A 20,313-nucleotide genomic window follows, 5' to 3' on the forward strand; every position below is an offset into this window, starting at 1 on the left:
CCCCCCTATCGATGCAGCCACATGCGCAGCGCTGAAATCAACTGTTCGGTGTCGACCGGTTTCGCAAGATAGTCCGATGCGCCGGCTTCCAGGCACTTTTCTCGATCACCTTTCATTGCCTTTGCTGTCAAGGCGATGATCGGCAAGCGCTGGTGGCGTTCGCTTCCCCGAATGCGTTGCATCGTTTGATAGCCGTCCATTTCCGGCATCATAATGTCCATGAGAACGATAGAAACATCATTGGACTCCAGCATTTCTATGGCTTCAAGCCCTGTTGTCGCTGTCAGAACGTCCATGCCGCGGCGTTCCAGCAGGCTGCTCAAGGCGAAGATATTTCGTGCATCGTCGTCCACCAGCAGAACTTTCTGACCGATCAGAAAATCATCTGTGCCGTGCAGCCGCGATAACAATGCCTGCTTATCAGCCGGGAGGTCTGAGACGACCCGATGGAGAAAGAGTGCGGTTTCATCGAGGAGGCGTTCCGGCGATTCCACGCCTTTCACGACGACAGTTCGTGCAAGCTGGCGGATTTTCTTGTCTTCTTCGGTTGAGAGTTCGCGACCAGTAAAGACTACAACTGGAATGTCCCGCAGTTCCGCGCTCGCGCACATTCTTTCGAGTAATTCGAAGCCCGTCATATCGGGCAGTTTGAGATCGAGAACGACACAGTCGACGGCTTGGCTATTGAGGATGTCTATGGCGCTTGTGCCGTCGGCGGCGGTCAAGATTTCAATGTCGGCATTTTCGAGAAGTTCAGCGATGCTGAAACGCTCCGCGGCATCGTCTTCGACAATCAGCAGGCGCTTGCGGTCCGAGTTGGCATAGGCGGCGATGCGGGAGAGCGCCTGCTTCAGGTGATCTTTTTCGAGAGGCTTCGTCAGGTAGGAGAACGCACCGCGAGCCAAGCCGTGATGGCGATCGTCATCCGCGGTGATGACCTGAACCGGGATGTGGCGCGTCAACGGATTGTGCTTCAGCTGGCTGAGAACGGACCAGCCAAGAATATCCGGCAGGTGAATATCGAGAGAGATCGCCGTCGGATTGTAATCCGTTGCAATTGTCATGGCATCGGCGCCGCGCTGGCAGATGATACCTTTGAAACCGGTCTTGCGCGCGGCATCCAAGAGAACACGCGCGAAGTTTGCGTCGTCTTCAACGATCAGCAAAACCTGATCGCCAGCCGAGATGGCGTCGCGATCGTCATCGATCGTTTCGCTTACAATCGTCTGCGTTTGTGATGGCAAATTCTGCAGCGACGCGAGGGCTGCTTTGGGTCGCGTTTCCGAGGTGCGGGATGCATAACGAATGGGGAGATAGAGTGTAAATGCGCTGCCTCTTCCCGGTTCGCTGCGTAATTGAATTTCGCCGCCGAGCAGATGTGCGAGTTCGCGACTGATGGCGAGGCCGAGGCCGGTGCCGCCATACTTGCGGTTGGTGCTGGCGTCCGCTTGCTGAAATGCCTCGAAGATCAGCTTCTGTTTGTCGGCCGGAATGCCGATACCAGAGTCTTCGACTTCGAAAGCGACGACGAGGGGGCTCGATGCGAGCAGCGGCTGGTCGGCGTGCCACTTCATGGAAGCCGGTTTTATTGAAAAATGCACGCGTCCTTCATGCGTGAACTTGAACGCATTCGACAGCAGGTTTTTCAGCACCTGCTGAAGGCGCTTTGAGTCTGTGTAGATCGTTCTTCCGAGGTTTTGATCGAAGCTCATCGTGAAGTCGAGGCCGCGACGCTCTGCTTCGTGGCGGAAGGGGCGAGCGACGGCTTCAAGCAATCCGTTGAACGCGATCTCTTCGGCATCGACCGATACGGTGCCGGATTCGATCTTGGAGAGATCGAGAATGTCGCTGATGAGATTGAGCAGGTCTGTTCCAGCGCCGTGGATCGTGCGCGCGAACTCGACCTGCTTATCCGTCAAATTGCGATCCGGATTGTCGCCCAGTTGCTGGCCGAGAATGAGGATACTGTTGAGCGGCGTGCGCAACTCGTGGGACATGTTGGCGAGGAATTCAGATTTATAGCGCGAGGTGAGTGCGAGTTCGGCTGCCTTTTCCTCGACGGCGCGGCGGGCCTGATCGATTTCCTCATTCTTGCGTTCGACTTCGACGTTTCGTTCCGCCAACTGCTGCGCCTTCTGCGCCAGCTCTTCATTGGTTTTCTGCAAAGCCTTTTGCTGTTCCTGCAACTCGGATGCGAGTTCCTGCGACTGCGTCAGCAGTTCTTCGGTCTGCATCGTCGCTTCGATACTGTTCAACACGATGCCGATGTCGACGGTCAGTTGTTCGAGGAACGTCAGGTGCGCGGGTTCAAAGTCGTGCAACGAGCTTAGCGAAATGACGGCCTTGATCTGACCTTCGAATGTGACCGGCAGGACGATGACGCTCTTGGGAACGGCCTTGAAGACGACCGCGTCGATCGGAATGGTAGAGGGTGGAATGTCCGTCAGCAGCCGGCGCTGTTTTTCCAACGCGCATTGGCCTATGAGGCCCGATCCAAATTCGAGGCGCTCGGGGAATCCTTGATCGGCGTCGTCCGCGTAACGTGCCAGCAGCTTCAGTTGATTGCTGGTTGCATCGAATTGGTAGATGACGCCTTGGTGACCGTTGACCAGCCGGACAAGTTCCGAAAGCAATCTCTTGCCGACGGTGACGAGATCGCGCTGGCCTTGCAGCATGCCGGTGAAACGCGCGAGGTTCGTCTTCAGCCAATCTTGCTCGGTGTTGCGCTCTGTCGTTAGGCGCAAATTGCCGATCATCGTGTTGATGTAGTCTTTTAATTCCGCGACTTCGCCGCGTGCTTCCACTTGGATTGAGCGTGTGAGGTCGCCCTTGGTCACGGCGGTTGTGACTTCAGCAATGGCGCGCACCTGGTTCGTCAGGTTGTCCGCAAGCAGGTTGACGTTGCCTGTCAGATCTTTCCATGTTCCCGAAGCACCTGGAACGTTCGCCTGACCGCCGAGGCGGCCTTCAACGCCGACTTCGCGCGCAACTGTCGTCACCTGGTCCGCGAAGAGTGCCAGCGTATCGGTCATGTCATTAATCGTTTCGGCGAGGGCCGCGATTTCGCCTTTTGATTTTACGGTGAGCTTTGGCTTCAGATCGCCCTCAGCAACGGCCGTCACGACCTTGACGATGCCGCGCACCTGTTCGGTGAGGTTTGCGGCCATGACGTTGACGGTATCGGTCAGATCCTTCCACGTACCGGCGACGCCCGGCACGGTGGCCTGTCCTCCGAGACGCCCTTCGGTGCCGACTTCGCGCGCAACGCGCGTCACTTCCGAGGCAAAGCCGTTCAACTGATCGACCATCGTATTGATGGTGTTTTTGAGTTCGAGAATTTCGCCTTTGACGTCGACGGTGATCTTTCGCGAGAGGTCACCGCGCGCGACGGCGGTCGTGACTTCGGCGATGTTTCGAACCTGCGTCGTGAGGTTTGCGGCCAGCAGGTTGACGTTGTCGGTCAGGTCTTTCCACGTTCCGCCGACGCCGGGCACGACGGCCTGACCGCCGAGGCGGCCTTCGGTGCCAACTTCACGTGCAACGCGCGTCACCTCGGCTGCGAACGACCGGAGCTGTTCCACCATCGTGTTCAGCGTTTCCTTCAACAGAAGGATCTCGCCGCGCACGTCCACGGTGATCTTTTTCGACAGGTCTCCCGAGGCAATGGCTGTTGCGACTTCGGCGATGTTTCGAACTTGCGCCGTCAGGTTGCCAGCCATGAAGTTGACGTTGTCGGTCAAGTCCTTCCACGTTCCAGCGACGCCGGAGACCTGTGCCTGTCCGCCAAGCTTGCCCTCGGTGCCGACTTCGCGCGCCACGCGCGTCACTTCGGAGGCGAAGGCGTTCAACTGATCGACCATCGTGTTGATGGTGTTCTTAAGTTCGAGAATTTCGCCTTTCACGTCGACGGTAATCTTCCGCGAGAGGTCTCCGCGCGCAACGGCGGTCGTCACCTCGGCGATGTTTCGGACTTGCGCCGTCAGGTTCGACGCCATTGAGTTGACGTTGTCGGTCAAGTCTTTCCACGTGCCGCCGACGCCCGGCACGGTTGCCTGTCCGCCGAGCTTGCCCTCGGTGCCGACTTCGCGCGCAACGCGGGTGACTTCGCCAGCGAATGCGTTCAACTGATCGACCATCGTGTTGATGGTTTCCTTCAGCTCCAGAACTTCGCCGCGTACATCCACGTCGATTTTCTTCGACAAGTCGCCTGAGGCGATCGCTGTCGAAACGTCTGCGATGTTGCGCACCTGTGTGGTTAGGTTGGACGCCATCGAGTTGACGCTTTCCGTCAAGTCTTTCCACGTTCCGGCGACGCCGCGGACATCGGCTTGTCCGCCGAGTTTCCCTTCGGTGCCGACTTCGCGTGCCACGCGCGTCACTTCCGATGCGAATGCGTTCAGCTGATCGACCATCGTATTGATAGTTTCTTTGAGCTGAAGGATTTCGCCGGAGACCGTAACGGTGATCTTCTTCGAGAGGTCGCCTCGGGCGATGGCCGTCGCAACGTCGGCGATGTTGCGCACTTGGCCGGTGAGGTTTCCGGCCATCGAGTTGACGTTGTCGGTCAGATCCTTCCACGTACCGGCGACGCCCGGCACGGTGGCCTGTCCGCCGAGGCGTCCTTCGGTGCCAACTTCGCGTGCCACGCGCGTCACTTCCGAGGCAAAGCCGTTCAGCTGATCGACCATCGTGTTGATGGTGTTTTTCAGTTCGAGAATTTCGCCCTTCACGTCGACGGTGATCTTGCGTGAGAGGTCACCGCGGGCGACGGCGGTCGTCACTTCAGCGATGTTACGAACCTGCGTCGTGAGGTTTGCAGCCAGCAGGTTGACGTTGTCGGTCAAATCTTTCCAGGTGCCGCCGACACCGGGCACGACAGCCTGTCCGCCAAGGCGACCTTCGGTTCCGACTTCGCGTGCCACGCGCGTCACCTCAGCGGCGAACGAACGAAGCTGTTCCACCATCGTGTTGATGGCTTCCTTCAGAAGAAGAATTTCGCCGCGCACGTCCACGGTGATCTTTTTCGATAGGTCGCCGTGCGCGACGGCGATGGTGACTTCGGCAATGTTTCGAACCTGCGCCGTCAAGTTGGAGGCCATGGAGTTGACGCTGTCGGTCAGATCTTTCCAAACGCCGGTCACTTCGCGGATCTGTGCCTGTCCGCCGAGCTTGCCCTCGGTGCCGACTTCGCGCGCGACGCGCGTCACTTCCGAGGTGAATACCGAGAGCTGCTTGATCATCGTGTTGACGATCGTGGCGGAGCGCAAGAATTCGCCCTTTAGCGGGCGCCCGTTCACGTCGAGCCGCATTGGCTCGAGCAGGTCGCCCTGCGCCACGGCTTCAATCGTGCGGGTGACTTCAGCTGTCGGGCGCAAAAGATCGTCGATGAGCGAATTGACCGATTGCTCCATCTCGCCCCAGGCACCGTGGGCCAATCCGAAAGTCACGCGCTGATTGGTGAGGCCTTCCTTGCCGACGACTTCGCCGACGCGGTGCAGCTGCCCTGCCATGCGCTGGTTCGTTGCAATAATGTCGTTGAATGTGTCGGCGATTTTTCCCGGAATTCCCTCCCAGTCACCGCGCATGCGGACCGAGAAGTCGCCGGATTTCACAGCCTGGAGAGCGTGGAGCATTTCAACGAGGACGGAGCTGGTGTTGTCGGCCCGGTCAGGCCCAGCGACGTCCATTTGCTCGGACATTGAAATTCCCCGCATGACATAAACGCTAAGCAACGCAATCGAACGGGGTTTGGTTCCGTCTTTTTTCGGCTCGGATGCAAATATTTTTACCGGCCGAGCGGCGCGCTGTTCAGCGCTCTCTTAGCGTAAACATGGGCGAGCAAACGACCCAGCCCGTCGCTCCATGAGAATCCTGTCGGTTAAATTCAGCCGCCTGATGTCGATGTTTTGGCGGGCGGGGAGGGGGGCGCTTCCTGTTCGCCGCCACTCGTTTCCTCGATGAGGCGACTGCGCGCGCGATTGACGCGACTTTTCATGGTGCCGACCGCGCAGCCACAAACGCGGGCCGCGTCTTCGTACGAAAAGCCTTCGGCGGTAATGAGCAAAAGCGCTTCGCGGTGATCCGGTGTGAGCCGCATCAGCGCTTTTCGCATGTCAGCAAATTCTAGATGCATCAATTGCGTCGGCGGTACGCTGGCGTTCATGGCGGCGTAATCTTCGTCCAGTTCTTCGCGCTGCGACTTGCGATAGAGCGTGAAATACGTATTGCGCAAAATCGTGAAAAGCCAGGCTTTAAGATTGGAATCTGGAACGAACGAGTCCTTGTGTGCCCAAGCCTTCAGCAGCGTTTCCTGCACGAGATCGTTGGATAGCTGGCTATCTCCACACAACGAATGCGCGAAGGCCCGTAGATTGGGGATCGTTGCGATCAACGCGTCGCCAAAGCTCGGAGTCTCCGTCAATCCGGCTACTCCTTGGACTCGAGCTGGCGGATGAGTTGCAAGAGTTCGTCGGGGACGGCTTCACTGACCATCACCGCGTACATCGAACGTATGCGTTCGCCGATGAGCTGCGTCGCGATGCCTGGAAGTTTCGCGACTTGATGCGCATCTAACTCCGGCTCGGGCGCAGGGATCGGCTCTTCCCGCTCCGTGATCTCGGGGTCATTGCCGTTCCGGTCATCCGGAATGTCGAACCGTTGCTGCATAGAAAAGATCTAAGATTCCACCGTATTTGCGATCGCCGCTGTAGAGACAAAGTTTCGAACAATGTTGTTCTGGGGCGTTTCCATGAAAGGCGAACGTCGCGGAGTTAAATTCGTTCCAGGCTGGAACTTATGAATTGTTTCGACGTTTGGGGTTGCGGAGCAGCATGGAGGAACCTGCAATCGGGATCCAGCCGTGGTGGGAGGTGCCAATCCGATGTCGATCGCCCAAGCAATTCGTCCACATTTGCCGTATCTCAGGCGTTTTGCGCGGACATTGTCCGGTACACAGGAAGCCGGTGACGGATATGTCGCGACGCTTCTTGAGGGCTTAGTGTCGTCGCCTAGCGATTTTCCCGCTGAGTTACCGCCGAGAGTTGCGCTCTATCATTTATTTTTGCGCGTATGGAATTCGGTGCGGCTTTCTTCACCCGGAGCAGAAGCTATCAACGCGCCTGGAACTGCACAGCAGCGTATCAATTCGATCAGTTCGTTGCCGCGTCAGGCCTTTCTTCTCGTCGCCGTAGAAGGTTTTACTGCGAGCGAAGCGGCTACCATTCTTGAGATTGAAGAGAGTGACATCGAACGGCTGCTCGACATCGCCGGGCAGGAAATTGCGCATCAGGTGGCAACGAACGTTCTCATCATCGAGGATGAACTGCTGATTGCGATGGATCTCGAGACGATCGTCACGAGCCTTGGTCATACCGTGCAGGATGTTGCGACGACCAAAACGGAAGCATTGGCTGCTGTTCAGCGCCGCAAACCCGGTCTTGTTCTTGCGGATGTGAAGCTGGCCGATGGCAGCAGCGGGCTTGATGCGGCCAAGGAAATCGTGGCTGACGGCGAGGTGCCAATTATTTTCATCACGGCGTATCCGGAGAAAGTTCTCACCGGTGCGCGGCCAGAACCGACATTCCTGATCTCGAAGCCATTTCAGCGTGAGACCGTCATGGCAATCATCAGTCAGGCGCTATTCTTCGACACGCGCGCGCATCTTCGTCCGGCCGCGGCTTAGATCTCAACACGTCGTCATGAGCAGACCAGCGCTGCGCGCTACGCCATGATGACCTTTGCACCGCCCCGGCAATCCGTTACGTCGAGCACCACGCGCTCGCCCCGGCTATGAAGCGTAAAGTCAGCAGAACCCTCACCGACGCGAATTCCCTCAATCGAAATTGAGCCGACGCTCGGTGGCAGTCTTGGCGACCGAAGAGCCAGCGTTCGAAGCTCACCGTTGATTTCAAGGCCAAGCATCGAGCTCAACATGTGCAGCATGGCGCCGCTGGCCCACGCCTGGGGTGCGCACGCGACGGGATACAGTATCGGTGCACGGTTCGGGCGGCGGCGGAATCCGCAGAAAAGCTCCGGCAACCGCCGTTGCTCCATCTGCAGGGCGGCTGCTAGCAGGCCGTCAAATATCGGTTGAATGCGATCGCGCAATCCGTAATGCGCAAGGCCCGCGGCGATCATGCCGTTGTCGTGCGGCCAGATAGAACCGTTGTGATACGACATCGGATTGAAACGCGATTCAGATGTCGCAACAGTGCGGATGCCCCAACCGGAAAAGAAGTCGGGCGTCCTGATCTCGCTTGCTACACGGTGCGCGCGATCGCGTGATGCGAGGCCTGTAAACAGCATATGCGCCGCGTTGCTCGAGCGGACGCGAAGGGGGTTCTTGTCACCATCGAGTCCGAGTGCATAGAACCCGATCTCGTCGCACCAGAACTTGCGTTCGAATTTTGCTTTGAGGCTTTCCGCCTGTTGTCGGAGGTCTACCGCTCGTCGACTATCGCCGAGGTGAGCGGCCATGTGGGCTGCTGCATGTTTCGCGGCGTAAACGTATCCTTGCACTTCGACGAGGGCGATCGGGCCATTTGCAAGATTACCTTGGTGATCAAAAACCGCATCGAAGCTGTCTTTCCAGCCCTGATTGGCCAATCCGTTATCGGTTTCGCGGGCATACTCGACGAAGCCGTCACCATCAGGATCTCCCGGGCCGTCGATCCATTCGAGCGCACGCTGCACGCTGGGCCAGATTTCCGCGCAGAAGGCGCGATCGTTCGTGGCCATCAGGTAAGCGCCGGCAACCATCACGAAAAGCGGCGTGGAATCGACGCTACCGTAATAACGGGCGAACGGGATCTCGCGCAGCGCCGCCATTTCGCCGCCGCGCATTTCGTGGAGGATTTTTCCGGGCTGTGCGTCGGCTTCGGAGTCGAATTCCGTCGCCTGAAGGCGTGCAAGTCGCTTCAACACACCGCGCGCCAGAGCGGGCTCAAGCCAGAGCACCTGTAGTGCTGTGATGAGCGCGTCCCGGCCGAACGTCGTCGAATACCAGGGCGTGCCAGCGTAGGGGTAAGGTCCGTCTTCGGTCTCTGTCGTCAATAGACGAAGATCGGCTTGTGCGCGCTTCAGAACGGAATTGAGTTCCGGGTTCGCGACTAAAATGCCAGTCGCTTCGTTGTCGAGACGTTTAAGGGCCCTATGAGCGTCGCGCAGGCCTTTTATGTAAGAACAAGGTGGATTGACGCGTCCGGTTTCGACTGTCGCTGTAACGAACACGCTCGAGGACTGTTTGGGCGTCAGATGCAGGTTTATCAGCGCATAGCTTTCGGAAAGCGACTTCGGTTTTGGCTCGAAGTGGACTGCGGTGCGCCGCATGACCCCATCGAGTCCCTCGTACGAGAACCCGACCGAGTGCGCCGTTTTCAGGCTGCGCGTGACGGTGCCGCGCTTGTTGCGCCGCATCCCGCGTACTTCGAAGATGTCGGCAAAATCGCAATCGAAGATAATCGATACAACGAGATCGATCGCCTTGTGGGAATGATTGGTGAAATGTATCCGCTGGCGAAGCGCGCCATCTCGAACATAGCTTGTGCGGAAAATGTGAATGGCATCTTTGGGCAGCCAAAGTGCGTCATCTGCGAAGACGTCCGGGTTCGTCAGATCGGCACAGAGCTGCAAATCGGTTTGGTCGAGTGTCGAACCCAGAAGAAGCGGCGTGCTGCGCGCGACCAGCAATTCGAGCCGGGAAAGATAGCGCGTATCTTTGTAGAATAGGCCGTTGGCGCGGTCGCCGTAAGCTCCGATGTCGCCATGCGTGTCTACGACGGCAAAGGCATCGTCGTGCTTCAGCGTTTCCTGCGCACGCCCGGATCCGTTGGACGTCGACACGAGAAATTCAGGTTCCTCGCGTTCGTCGGCGCGTTGTTCGCGACGTGCCGCGACTGTCATTTAATGATGTCTCCCGCTTAGGCACGCCTGTTGCCCAGGCTTCGCCCACCCCCATTTACAATTTGCCGCCGGTTAGTTGACGGCCGTTTCCATCGGCGGTCCGACCTCGTCCGAAATGCGTTCGCGCATTGGAACGCGCGATGCGAGTGCCCGCGCATAAAGCTGTGTGTAGGCTTTCGCCATGCGCGCTGCCGTGAACCGCTTCTCAAACTGACGGTGTACACGCCTGCGGTCAAGCGCGAGAAGCTGCGGAACGATGGCGACTGCCTCTTCTACGCTATCGACAATATATCCTGTCACGCCGTTATCGATCACTTCGCGCACAGAGCCGTGATTGAACGCGAGAACGGGCGTGCCACATGCCATCGCTTCGATCATGACGAGGCCGAATGGTTCGGGCCAATCGATCGGGAACAGCAGGGCGGATGCTTCGCCGATGAAGCGAGATTTGTCGGCGTCGGAAATCTCGCCGACAAATTCCACGTCGCCACCTGACAGAAGCGGTTTGATCTTCTGTTCGAAATATTCGACGTCGACCTTGTCGATCTTCGCTGCGATTTTAATTGGGAAGCCGACAGCGTGAGCAATCTCGATTGCGCGGTCGAGGCGTTTTTCCGGAGAAATTCGTCCGACGAATGCCATGTATCCGCCGTGCGGTGCGAATGTCGGCCGATGCAAGTTCTGCGGCAGGCCGTGATAGACGGTGCCTGCGAAATTTGCGAACGGGAGCGGCGTGCGTTGCGAGTCCGAGATCGAGACAAGCGGCATATCGGGAAACGCATGGTAGAGCTGCTGAAGATCGCGCAGGTCTTGGCGACCGTGCAGCGTCGTCATCGTATGGCTGGCGATGCCGTGAAACAGCGGAAAATGAAACTGGTCAATATGGAAGTGCATGATGTCAAACGCGGGCGCCATGCGGCGAACCCGATCGAGCATGATCATGTAGTAGGGGATCGGATCGCGTACGTCCGGATTGAGGCGCAGCGCTTTCGTGCAGCATGAAACGAGATTTGCCGACGTGATGGAGTCGCCGCTGGCAAACAGCGTGACGTCGTGACCTTGAGCGACGAGTTCTTCGGTAAGGTACGAAACGATGCGTTCGGTGCCGCCGTAGTACCGCGGTGGAACACTTTCAATCAGAGGTCCGATTTGTGCGATTCTCATTGCAAAGTCTTCCTTATCACCGCGAATCACAACTCCGCCTTTTCGATTTCGTTCCGGACTCGTTGGCGTAGAGCGACGGCGCCGCAGGCGATCATTGCGTTTTGCACGAGCGGATGACCGAGCTTGGGATCGCGTTCCGATCCTGTGTCGGAGCTGCATCGGAATCTGAAATGCCGCAGTTCTGAAAGCCGATTGAAGCCCGGATTCCGGGCAATTGCCGTGTGTTTCGCACGGGTTATTGGCGCTTGACGTATATTCCGGGGCGCGCTCCAATATTGCGGCGCAATGCGCTACGGGGATGGAGTGTATGTTGAGTTCCGGGGGATCACCACGCTGCGCGTGGCTATCTTTTATTTTGACTATGGCGTTTGCAGTGCTGTCATGCGCTGCGATTTCAAATGCGGCGCGCGCTGGCGACCAGCGATATGGAGCATTCGGTCCTGAAGGTTCGCGCATGCGCGAACAGCTTTGGATCCTGCCGAGTGGCGATCCCAATCTGAGTTTGCGCGCGACGGTGTTCCGGCCAGATGACGGTGCAGGCTTTACGGGCCCGCGTCCGCTCGTCGTCATCAATCACGGAACGGATGAGGCGACGCGATTGGCTGTGGCGATGCCGATCTATTACTGGATGTCGCGCTGGTTCGTGGATCGTGGATACGTCGTCGTTCTGCCGCAGCGGCGGGGGCACGGGGCAACCGGTGGAGCGCTCGTTGAATCGATCGGTACCTGCGATCGTCCGGATCATTTCGCTTCGGGCAACGTGGCTGCCGATGACATCGAAGCTGTTGTCGAATACCTGACTAAGGAACCGTTTGTCGCCAGCAAGGGCGCGGTGGTTGTTGGCGTTTCGACCGGCGGCTGGGCGTCGCTCGCGCTTGCCGGACGTAATCTTCCGCAAGTCGAAGCCGTGGTGAATTTCGCGGGCGGACGCGGCGGCCATGCTTATGGACGAGCCAACGCTGTTTGCGGTGTCGAAGAGCTTTTGTCGGCAGCGCAGAGCTATGCGCATCATTCACACGTGCCGACGATTTGGTTCTATTCCGAGAACGACAGCTATTTTGGACCGCGGCTCGCGAAAAGTCTGGCGCAAGTCTGGGGGAATGCTGGCGGGCAAGTCGAGGAACACATCCTTCCGCCGTATGGCCGGGACGGGCACACCATTGCTGACGACCGCCGGGGCTGGGATATCTGGGGAGCACGTCTCGCGAGTTTTCTTGGTCGCGTTCAGCAGGGTAGCGGGGACACGCTGCACATGGCAGCTCAACCGGGGTCGGCTAAGACCGAAAAGAGCAAAGCCAGCGGCGCTGCGTCCGCCACTCAGGCTGCGATGATCGAGACATCTGCAACGAACGCGACGACGAAGTAATTCGTCGCGCGTCCGCTGGTGGCTAGGTTCGTCACTTCGGTTTGATGCTCTGATCGCCGCCGGGTTCTCCGGGCGGAATGATGACCGGCATCTTATCGCCCGTGCCTTCAGGTGTCGGCTTGTGAATTTCCGGATCGACTCCCGACGGCGGTTTTAAAACGCCGTCGTTTTTGTCGAACTTCTTGGTGAGTGGCTCGTCCTTTTGGAGATCGCCCTGGTCGGCGTTTGGTTCAGCAGCAGGTGCCGTTTCGGAAGGCGCCGGGGCTGGTGCCTGCGCCCATGATTGCGCCGCCAGAGGCAGCAATGCACCGATTGCTGCCAACGTGGCTATGCCGTTTCGAACACGTGCGTGCATGATGTTATCCTTTCGGGATGACTCCGCAGGCGATGCGTCCCTTGCCGCCGCCGTTTTCCGGATGATCGGTGTAGTTGTCGCCGCCTTCATGGACGACGAGTGCGCGTCCGAGGACGTCGCTCAGCTTCAGATCTTGAACGGAAACGACGACATTGACGCCCTTGTCGGTCGCAATGAGGAACGGAAGATCGCCCTTATGTCCGGCGCCTGCCGGACCCTTGTGGGATTTGTGTCCATCGGGATCGTAGTGTCCGCCTGCAGCTAATCCCGGAACGGTCTTGCCGTCTTTTTCAGCGGCGGAACAATCGCCGTTCGTATGAACGTGAAAGCCGTGCTCGCCAGGCGCAATGCCCGTCAGATCGACTTTGAATTCCAGACCGCCACCGGATTTCTCCGAGATTTCTACCGTGCCGATCTTGTCACCCGTCCCGGCCGCCGAGATCGCGTGAATATCGACAGAAACCGGTGCGGCATAAGCTGCTGTTGCGAGGGCGGCACCGGACAGCAGGGCAGCGGTCACGAGCATCGGCGTTTTCATCTGTGTTCTCCGCGGATTTGGGGAATAAATCTTTATAGTGACAACGAGTTGGGAGGAGGGCAGTTCCGAGTCAAGGCGTGATGACGGGCCCGCTCCTATCATATCTCTGAATTAGACTTATTTTGACGCATGATGAAACCAGGGCTGCGCTCAGCGGTACAATTCCGACCACAGCACGCACCTCCCTCAGTGCGACTGCCCCCAATGCTGTGGTTTCGGAGCGTCCCGGTTCAAAAACAGGGGATCCGGGCGCTCCACCTTTTCTGCACGCGCAAGGCTTGTGATTTGGCCGTATAGAAGCGAATGGCTGCTATGTGCGCGGGACTAATTGGAAGCTGCGCCTGTGACATCCCAAATGGTAACAGCCACCCGCGGGTCACATTCTGGCATGGCATGTCAAATTACACAGACAGATCGCCAGCATCCGGCTACGTATCTCGGCCGTTCTGATTAAGGCGCAGATTTTATGGCGAAAGTACTCATCATCGAGGACGAGGCAGTCATTTCGATGATGCTCGAAAGCTGGATTGCTGATTTGGGCCACGAGACGGTTGGTCCTGCCTCTACTATCGGCAAGGCACTGAACCTCATCGAAACGACAGAGTTTGATGCTGTCATTCTCGATATGGCTCTCGATGGTCCGCTGACATACGAATTGGCTGAAACTCTTCGCGCCCGTGGAATTCCGTTCGCGTGGGGCACCGGCTACAACGCGCGCGATATTCTGCCCGAGTTCCGCGACGAGATCATCGTATCGAAGCCCTATTCGTTCGATGCGTTTGCTTTGGCAATAGAGACCTTGCTGGCCGCTGGACCCCAAGCCGCAACCGTTTCCTGATCGCGAAAATTTCCCATTCGTACATTTCTGACGCGCACCAGCTTTTCCAGATCTTCCCGTTGTAATAAGGTAACATTCTTGTGAAGCGCATCCGCGCGTTTTTCTCGTAGAGCTTGCTGCGAGGATCAACATCGGGAGTGAAGCAATGGGTTTTGCAAAGGCCGCCGCCGCCGCCGTAGGTGCAGTTGCGCTGGGAGCTTCGGCAATGCTGACGGGCACGGTTGCCAACGCCGCCAGTTTGGCCGTCGGCAAGAAGCTCGAAATCAAAGTTGATCCCAAGAACATGGATGCGGAGCGCACCCGCCTTTGGGAGAAATTTGGCGGATGGTGCGCCATCAAGGATTGGCATCCTGCCGTTGCTTCATGCGAGGAAAGCATGGAGGGCGATGCGAAGATGAGGGTGTTGACGCTCAAGGACGGCGGCAAGATCAAAGAGAAGCTGCTCGATGTGAAGCCGAACTTCTATCGCTATGAAATCCTCGAGAGCCCGCTTCCCGTTACGAACTATCAGGCGCAGTTTGCGCTGACGCCGGACGACGATGATGAGGACGAGATCAATTTTGCCTGGTCTGCTGTCTTCGATCCGGCAGAAGGCAAGGACAAGAAAGAAGCGCGCGACGTGATCGATACGATCTTCAAGGCGGGCCTCGACAACATCAAGGCTCAAGAGAGCGGCGCGAGCGCGAAGCCCGATAACGACGACTAAGAACGCGTCCGCCTGATCTCGAAATTGTTTTGAATTTGCCGGTAATGGTTCTCACCGCTACCGGCTTTTTTGCGCGCTGTGCTTGGTGGCTGCGTTTAGGTTTTCAGGGTCTCTATCGCGAGGCGGATGAGATCTGCCGTCCGGTCGACGCCGAGCTTGACCTTCATTTGAGTGCAGATATTCGCGACCGTCTTGTAAGCGATGCCAAGGTTTTCCGAAATCGCCGTCATGCTCTTGCCTTGACCGAGCATGCGCAGGATTTCGACCTCGCGGATCGAAAGCGACTGCAGTGGATCATCGGGCGAAATCTGGCTGACGGCTATGCGCGAGGCAAGATCGCGATCGATGTACTGCTCGCCAGCACGCACCTTTCGGATTGCCGAGATGAGTTCCTCGACCGGCGCGCTTTTGCTGACGTAACCGCGGGCGCCGCCGCGAAGTGCACGCACCGCATATATCGGCTCGTGGTGCATGCTGAATACGATGACGCGAGCGTTGGGGTCATAGCCCAGCACGCGGCGAAGCAGTTCTAGTCCGCCAGCGCCTTCGAGATTGAGATCGAGCACCACGACGTCGGGGCGCGCATGCGTATAGCTTGCAAGTCCATCTTCAATATTCACGGCCTCAGAAACGTCTGCCTCGAAATGGGAGACAAATAATCTCTGCAGGCCTTCACGAACAACACCGTGATCGTCGACAATCAATATTTTCATGCTGCACTCGTCGCTAAATAGCTGTTTCTTGTTTGTTTTGATTTTTCAGGCAACGGAAGTTCTGCGATGAGCGTGACGCCCTGTGCGTCATTGCTCGTAACAACATTGAGTTTACCGCCGAGAATGGCGATACGTTCCCGCATTCCAATCAGTCCGAAACCGCGATTGGAGGTGGCGGAAAGTCCGGTGCCGTCATCGGACACGGTCACTTCAAGCGTCCGCGGGCTGGAGATCCGCGCCGTCAACGTGATCGTTGAGGGCTTGCCGTGACGGACCGCGTTGCTGGTGCCTTCCTGCAGGATGCGGAATGCCGTCTCTTCGATGTTGGCGGGAAAGCGTTCGTTAGTAACTTGCGAATTGAATGTGATGCCCGGCCGCCGGGTTCGCCAAAACGCGATGAGATTTTCAACCGCATGGTCCAACCCCTGGTCGATGAGCAGCGCCGGACGAAGACGGCTCAGAATGCTGCGCAGATGCAACTGCATATGCTGGACGTTCTGGCGAATGGCCTTGGCGCGATCGCTAACGGCGTCTTTCGCGTCGCGCGATAAATGCGAGGGGATCGATTGGGCATCCACGTCCACGGCAAACAGGAACGGGCCGATCTCGTCGTGCAGGTCGCGCGCGATTTCCGAGCGTTCTTCCTCAAGTACCGTCGAGAGTTGCTCGTTGAGGCGGTGGTTCTGCTGCTCGGACGCGTTTAATTCGTCGGCCATGCGGTTAAAGGCGCGGTAAATGTCCTGCAGGTCTTGCGGGCCTGTCTCTGAGACCTTGGCTGTGTAATCGCCTTGGCCAATGCGATGAAGCGCGGCGGAGAGATCTTCGAGCGGACGAAGCGCTCTGCCGAGAATGGCGTAGATCAAACTCAAAACGACCGCGCAGAAGGCCGTTACGATCAGCAGTTTCAGTTTCAGATCTTCCCAGACTTCCGACACTTCGTTGTGCGGATCGGCGTCTATGCGTAGTTGGCCGAGGTTTTTGGATGCGCCGGGCAGAGGGAAGGTGCGCGAATAGGAATGGCGTCCCAGCAGATCGAACAGCCAAGCCGGAGGTGGATCGGCGGGTGGTTTGAGTTGGGAAACGTCGACGACCTCACCGTCCGGGCCGATGAGCCGCGCCACGAGATGACGGTCTCCGTTAAACGACGCGATGGTTCGGCGGACGTGCGCGGCAGGATCGGTGCTGGAGTCGATGGATGCCATGGCTTCCATCACGGCGCTGTCGCCGACTTCGATGGCCGACGACATTTCCAGATCGATCTTCCTCAGACCTGCCCAGTAGGTGAGCACGCTCGCTACCAAAAGACACGCGGCCAGGACGAGGGCAACCAACAGCAGCAAGCGTCGTCTAAGTGGCATCTGACCGGCGGTTCCTAGGGCATTTGTTACATTGTAACTTCTTTTGCGTCGAAGACCGTGGTGCGTCAAGTTATACGGGCGAATTTCCCGGGATTTGGCAAAGAACATGCACTGCAGCCTGGCAAAGAAGCCGAGTGATCCAGTGATGTCGACCCATTTTAAATCCTACGTGGCGAACCTCCATCGGGTCAGGATGGTCGAATTCATCGACCATCAGTTGGTGCTTGAGGAGCGCCGTTCGAAGCGTGTAGCGGCCGAAAACCGGGCAAATGCAGCCCAGATGTCCCGCGCCGGAGAATCGCCGCGGACTTTGCCTGCGGCTTCAAATATCGAAGATTGAACTTCCCACATATTGGAGAATAATTCTACTCGCGTTGCCTAAGTCGGCAATCGCACGCCTCGGCTGAAGTTGCTTCAGAATGGGCGGTTTTTAGGGAGTCCGGGAAAAAGTACCGGCACCAAACGTCTCATATTCACCCAGCGTCTCGTTCTGCGGGTGGAGACGCTTTAAGCGGACACGATGCTTGGACGGCGCGTTGTGGGCCGGTCCGCCGCCATCATGCCCCACACCAAACCCAGCAGCAGATAGATATGGCGCCAGTGATCGCTGTCGATCAGAACGCCTTCGCAGAGATTCCCGACGAGTGCCGCATACACGATCAGGAAGAGCGGCGTTTCACGTCCCCGCAGGAGCGCATGACGGAACCCGACAACGATCGTTGCGACTGCGACGAGCAGGAATAGGAGGCCTCCGATCCATCCGGCATTGAGGAACATGCTGAGATAGACGTTGTGGACTTCCTCATGATGGTAGAAGCGCGCGAACACCTGCGAGCCGATACCGAATGGGTTTTCCAGGATCAGCCCGACGGCTTTCATCTGCCCGCCGAAGCGACCGTTTGGCCCCACATCGTAGGATTGCGTCAGAGCGGTACGCTGCTCGAGCAAGCTGGCGATCGCGTTCGATTGCAGGGCGACTGCGAGGAGCATAACCAACGCCATCGCTCCAAACAGGATGAGTGCCCCGAGCTTGACGCGCTCGCGGTTCGTCCGCACCGTGATCGTATAGAAGTAGACGTAGAGCGAGACGGCGATTGCAGCCGCAGCCCACGCACCGCGCGAGAAGCTGAACAGGATGCCCGCTGCGAGTATGGCTGCCGCCACGATCGGCATGATACCGCGATGAAGCGGACGAACCAGCCAGAGATGCAACGCGGTCAACAGCGGGGCGATCAAAAATGGCCCGAATACGTTCGGATCTTTGAACGGTCCGGAGGCGCGGTCGTAGCGGGTAAAGCGATCGTATGCGCCGGGCAAGAGATCGAGATAACCGACGATACCGCATAGAGCTGCAATGACACCGGCGATCAGGAACGCATTGAGAATAAGCGGCATGTGCGCTTCGGGCCGCTTCGCCACGAAGCTTGCGAACAGGAACGCGGCGCCGACGAGATAAAGGCTTACGATCATGTATGAGGTTGCAAGCGCGCTGTCCCGTGCGGGGATGGCGCTCAGGAACCCGGAGGCCGTGATGACCAGCAGGATTGCAAATCCCGCCCAAAGCAACGGTTTGCTTTGCGTCAGCCCTACGACGGGCAACAAGATCATCAGGCCGAGTGTCAATGCGTCGACGGGCGCTGGTTCGCTGAACACGATTGAGCTCAACGCGATCGTCAACCACACGCACGCCAACGCAATGCGATGCACGTATCCGTTCGTGCGCGCACGGCCGAAATCGATGTAAGCGGTGTCTGGCGCCAGGGCGGCGGACGACATCATTGCAGCGTTTCTCTCAAGCGGCTTGCGAAAAGATCAGTACGCGTTTTCCGTTTTCAGCAGGGCAATCGGCGTCTTGAGAAGGATGGAGAGGTCAAGGAACACACTCCAGTTCTCGATGTAGTAGAGATCGTGCTCGACGCGCTTTTCGATCTTCTCCTCGGTATCGGTCTCGCCGCGCCAGCCGTTGATCTGTGCCCAACCGGTAATGCCCGGCTTCACCTTGTGACGTGCGAAGTAGCCGTCGACGACCTCGTCATAAAGCTGATCGCCAGCTTTTGCTTTGACGGCGTGGGGACGCGGGCCGACCAGCGACAGCGATCCGCAGAGGACGTTGATGAGCTGGGGAAGCTCGTCGAGGCTCGTTTTGCGGATGAAGCGGCCGACGCGCGTGACGCGCGGATCGTTCTTCGTCACCAGCTTGGAAGCGGTGGCGTCGCAACGGTCGGTGTACATCGAGCGGAACTTCAGCACTTCGATCAGCTCGTTGTTGAAGCCGTAGCGCTTCTGGCGGAAGAGCACCGGTCCGCGGCTTTCCAGCTTTACGGCAAGCGCGATGATGAGCATCAGCGGCGCGAAAAGCGCGAGGGCCACGGTTCCGACGATCTTGTCGAAGAGCCATTTCGATACGGAGTTCCAATCCGAGATCGGCTTGTCGAACAGGTCGATCATCGCGACCGAGCCGACATGCGAATAGGTGTGCGGAGAAAAGCGGATCCCAGCGGCACGAGCGGGCATCTTGATCGCGGCCGGAAGAACCGAAAGACGGGTCGCCAGGTTCGAGAGGCGAGCTTCGGCAGCGAGCGGAAGAGACACGATCACGAGATCGAGCGTTTTTGCGCGGCTCATGCGGATCAGGTCGTCGACACCGCCGAGATTGGGATAGCCAGAAATCTCCGACGGTGCGCGTGCGTCGCCACGGTCGTCAAAGACGCCAGCGATGCGGACGATCGAATTCGGATCGGCTTCCAGATCATCGATGAGCGCCTGGGCTACGGGCCCCGTGCCGTAGATGGCGGCGCGCTGGCAGAGACGGCCGGACCGGGCGGCCGCTTTCACGAAGCACCCAGCGGCGACGCGGATGGCGATCAATGCGAGCGCACCCGAAGCAAACCAGGTGAGCAGCCAAACGCGAGAGACATCCTGTCCGATCTTTAAGAAGAACACGCCAGCAACCAGAGCGGCGAACGCCGTCGTCCAGCCGAGCATCACGGTCGGCATGTTGCGGACATAAGCCGAGAGCGCGTGCAGGCTGTAGAGATTGAGCATGCCGAAGCCGAACACGGTCGCTGCGCCAACCAGGGCCGTCGCGAGCGGGTAGGTGGTGTTCTGCAGGACGCCGGTGTCAACGTAGAGCTGGGCGATGGCGAGGCCAAGGAGAGCTACGGTCAGGAACTCGATGGCGCGAATGCTGCCGCGGACGACAACCGGCGACATCGTGCTCTGAGCGGCCGTGCGGCGATCGTCGATCAGTTTCGGACGACGCGCGGCACGGTGTGCCAATTTCGCGTCGGCGAAGTTGATGACCGTCGAGGTGAGCATGGAGTGCGAAAGTGCCATTGATGCGTCGTCCCATTTCCGAATGTGACGACGGAAGAA

The 20,313-nt window shown here is 58.2% G+C and carries 15 protein-coding genes; 4 read left to right on the forward strand and 11 right to left on the reverse strand.

Going from position 1 to position 20,313, the window contains the following annotated elements; genetic code table 11:
* Positions 1-5: 5 nt before the first annotated feature.
* The 3 genes from DLM45_RS15325 to DLM45_RS15335 form a co-directional block, all read right to left on the reverse strand.
* Positions 6-5,687, reverse strand: a complete 5,682-nt coding sequence (locus DLM45_RS15325; protein WP_246317669.1) for a HAMP domain-containing protein — start codon at positions 5,685-5,687, stop codon at positions 6-8.
* Positions 5,688-5,884: 197 nt separating this feature from the next.
* Positions 5,885-6,421 (reverse strand): sigma-70 family RNA polymerase sigma factor, encoded by a 537-nt coding sequence (locus DLM45_RS15330; protein ID WP_181337942.1) that lies wholly within the window; start codon positions 6,419-6,421, stop codon positions 5,885-5,887.
* A 5-nt stretch (positions 6,422-6,426) separates the two neighbouring features.
* Positions 6,427-6,666: a NepR family anti-sigma factor gene (locus DLM45_RS15335; protein WP_181337943.1), complete on the reverse strand. Its 240-nt coding sequence runs from the start codon at positions 6,664-6,666 to the stop codon at positions 6,427-6,429.
* Between the two features lie 214 nt (positions 6,667-6,880).
* On the opposite strand from DLM45_RS15335, the gene DLM45_RS15340 reads away from it, so the two are divergent.
* The gene (locus tag DLM45_RS15340) at positions 6,881-7,681 is read left to right on the forward strand and encodes a response regulator (protein ID WP_181337944.1); all 801 of its coding nucleotides are present in this window, start codon (positions 6,881-6,883) and stop codon (positions 7,679-7,681) included.
* A gap of 38 nt (positions 7,682-7,719) precedes the next feature.
* Here the strand turns inward: DLM45_RS15340 and DLM45_RS15345 are convergent, their stop codons facing one another.
* Both DLM45_RS15345 and DLM45_RS15350 read right to left on the reverse strand, forming a co-directional pair.
* Positions 7,720-9,900, reverse strand: coding sequence for an amylo-alpha-1,6-glucosidase (locus tag DLM45_RS15345; RefSeq protein WP_181337945.1), 2,181 nt, complete (start codon positions 9,898-9,900; stop codon positions 7,720-7,722).
* A 72-nt stretch (positions 9,901-9,972) separates the two neighbouring features.
* On the reverse strand, positions 9,973-11,064 hold the full coding sequence (locus DLM45_RS15350; RefSeq protein ID WP_181337946.1) for a glycosyltransferase family 4 protein: 1,092 nt from the start codon (positions 11,062-11,064) through the stop codon (positions 9,973-9,975).
* Between the two features lie 454 nt (positions 11,065-11,518).
* On the opposite strand from DLM45_RS15350, the gene DLM45_RS15355 reads away from it, so the two are divergent.
* Positions 11,519-12,430, forward strand: a complete 912-nt coding sequence (locus DLM45_RS15355) for an alpha/beta hydrolase family protein (protein ID WP_246317444.1) — start codon at positions 11,519-11,521, stop codon at positions 12,428-12,430.
* Between the two features lie 31 nt (positions 12,431-12,461).
* Here the strand turns inward: DLM45_RS15355 and DLM45_RS15360 are convergent, their stop codons facing one another.
* Together DLM45_RS15360 and DLM45_RS15365 are read right to left on the reverse strand one after the other, a co-directional pair.
* A complete protein-coding gene (locus tag DLM45_RS15360) occupies positions 12,462-12,785 on the reverse strand; it encodes a hypothetical protein (protein WP_181337948.1) in 324 nt (107 codons plus the stop codon).
* Positions 12,786-12,789: 4 nt separating this feature from the next.
* Positions 12,790-13,323: a superoxide dismutase family protein gene (locus DLM45_RS15365; protein ID WP_181337949.1), complete on the reverse strand. Its 534-nt coding sequence runs from the start codon at positions 13,321-13,323 to the stop codon at positions 12,790-12,792.
* Positions 13,324-13,789: 466 nt separating this feature from the next.
* On the opposite strand from DLM45_RS15365, the gene DLM45_RS15370 reads away from it, so the two are divergent.
* Together DLM45_RS15370 and DLM45_RS15375 are read left to right on the forward strand one after the other, a co-directional pair.
* A complete protein-coding gene (locus DLM45_RS15370; RefSeq protein ID WP_181337950.1) occupies positions 13,790-14,161 on the forward strand; it encodes a response regulator in 372 nt (123 codons plus the stop codon).
* Between the two features lie 145 nt (positions 14,162-14,306).
* Positions 14,307-14,867, forward strand: coding sequence for an SRPBCC family protein (locus tag DLM45_RS15375; protein WP_181337951.1), 561 nt, complete (start codon positions 14,307-14,309; stop codon positions 14,865-14,867).
* A gap of 95 nt (positions 14,868-14,962) precedes the next feature.
* On the opposite strand, the gene DLM45_RS15380 is transcribed toward DLM45_RS15375, so the two are convergent.
* The 4 genes from DLM45_RS15380 to DLM45_RS15395 form a co-directional block, all read right to left on the reverse strand.
* A complete protein-coding gene (locus DLM45_RS15380) occupies positions 14,963-15,580 on the reverse strand; it encodes a response regulator (protein ID WP_181337952.1) in 618 nt (205 codons plus the stop codon).
* Complete coding sequence (locus DLM45_RS15385) at positions 15,577-16,938, reverse strand: sensor histidine kinase (RefSeq protein WP_181337953.1); 1,362 nt, start codon at positions 16,936-16,938, stop codon at positions 15,577-15,579. The genes DLM45_RS15380 and DLM45_RS15385 overlap by 4 nt, the downstream gene beginning before the upstream one ends.
* Positions 16,939-17,445: 507 nt before the next feature.
* Positions 17,446-18,717 (reverse strand): O-antigen ligase family protein, encoded by a 1,272-nt coding sequence (locus DLM45_RS15390; RefSeq protein WP_181337954.1) that lies wholly within the window; start codon positions 18,715-18,717, stop codon positions 17,446-17,448.
* A gap of 33 nt (positions 18,718-18,750) precedes the next feature.
* Positions 18,751-20,274: an undecaprenyl-phosphate glucose phosphotransferase gene (locus DLM45_RS15395; protein ID WP_246317446.1), complete on the reverse strand. Its 1,524-nt coding sequence runs from the start codon at positions 20,272-20,274 to the stop codon at positions 18,751-18,753.
* Positions 20,275-20,313: the final 39 nt, after the last annotated feature.

It is taken from the genome of Hyphomicrobium methylovorum, assembly GCF_013626205.1.
In the GTDB taxonomy this organism is placed as follows: Bacteria; Pseudomonadota; Alphaproteobacteria; order Rhizobiales; family Hyphomicrobiaceae; genus Hyphomicrobium_B; species Hyphomicrobium_B methylovorum.

Excerpts from the sequence above, each read along its gene's own strand:
- DLM45_RS15325 (WP_246317669.1), bottom strand. The coding sequence starts at position 5,687 with ATGGACGTCGCTGGGCCTGACCGGGCCGACAACACCAGCTCCGTCCTC.
- DLM45_RS15335 (WP_181337943.1), bottom strand. The coding sequence starts at position 6,666 with ATGCAGCAACGGTTCGACATTCCGGATGACCGGAACGGCAATGACCCC.
- DLM45_RS15340 (WP_181337944.1), top strand. The coding sequence starts at position 6,881 with ATGTCGATCGCCCAAGCAATTCGTCCACATTTGCCGTATCTCAGGCGT.
- DLM45_RS15345 (WP_181337945.1), bottom strand. The coding sequence starts at position 9,900 with ATGACAGTCGCGGCACGTCGCGAACAACGCGCCGACGAACGCGAGGAA.
- DLM45_RS15350 (WP_181337946.1), bottom strand. The coding sequence starts at position 11,064 with ATGAGAATCGCACAAATCGGACCTCTGATTGAAAGTGTTCCACCGCGG.
- DLM45_RS15355 (WP_246317444.1), top strand. The coding sequence starts at position 11,519 with ATGCGCGAACAGCTTTGGATCCTGCCGAGTGGCGATCCCAATCTGAGT.
- DLM45_RS15360 (WP_181337948.1), bottom strand. The coding sequence starts at position 12,785 with ATGCACGCACGTGTTCGAAACGGCATAGCCACGTTGGCAGCAATCGGT.
- DLM45_RS15365 (WP_181337949.1), bottom strand. The coding sequence starts at position 13,323 with ATGAAAACGCCGATGCTCGTGACCGCTGCCCTGCTGTCCGGTGCCGCC.
- DLM45_RS15370 (WP_181337950.1), top strand. The coding sequence starts at position 13,790 with ATGGCGAAAGTACTCATCATCGAGGACGAGGCAGTCATTTCGATGATG.
- DLM45_RS15375 (WP_181337951.1), top strand. The coding sequence starts at position 14,307 with ATGGGTTTTGCAAAGGCCGCCGCCGCCGCCGTAGGTGCAGTTGCGCTG.
- DLM45_RS15380 (WP_181337952.1), bottom strand. The coding sequence starts at position 15,580 with ATGAAAATATTGATTGTCGACGATCACGGTGTTGTTCGTGAAGGCCTG.
- DLM45_RS15385 (WP_181337953.1), bottom strand. The coding sequence starts at position 16,938 with ATGCCACTTAGACGACGCTTGCTGCTGTTGGTTGCCCTCGTCCTGGCC.
- DLM45_RS15390 (WP_181337954.1), bottom strand. The coding sequence starts at position 18,717 with ATGATGTCGTCCGCCGCCCTGGCGCCAGACACCGCTTACATCGATTTC.
- DLM45_RS15395 (WP_246317446.1), bottom strand. The coding sequence starts at position 20,274 with ATGGCACTTTCGCACTCCATGCTCACCTCGACGGTCATCAACTTCGCC.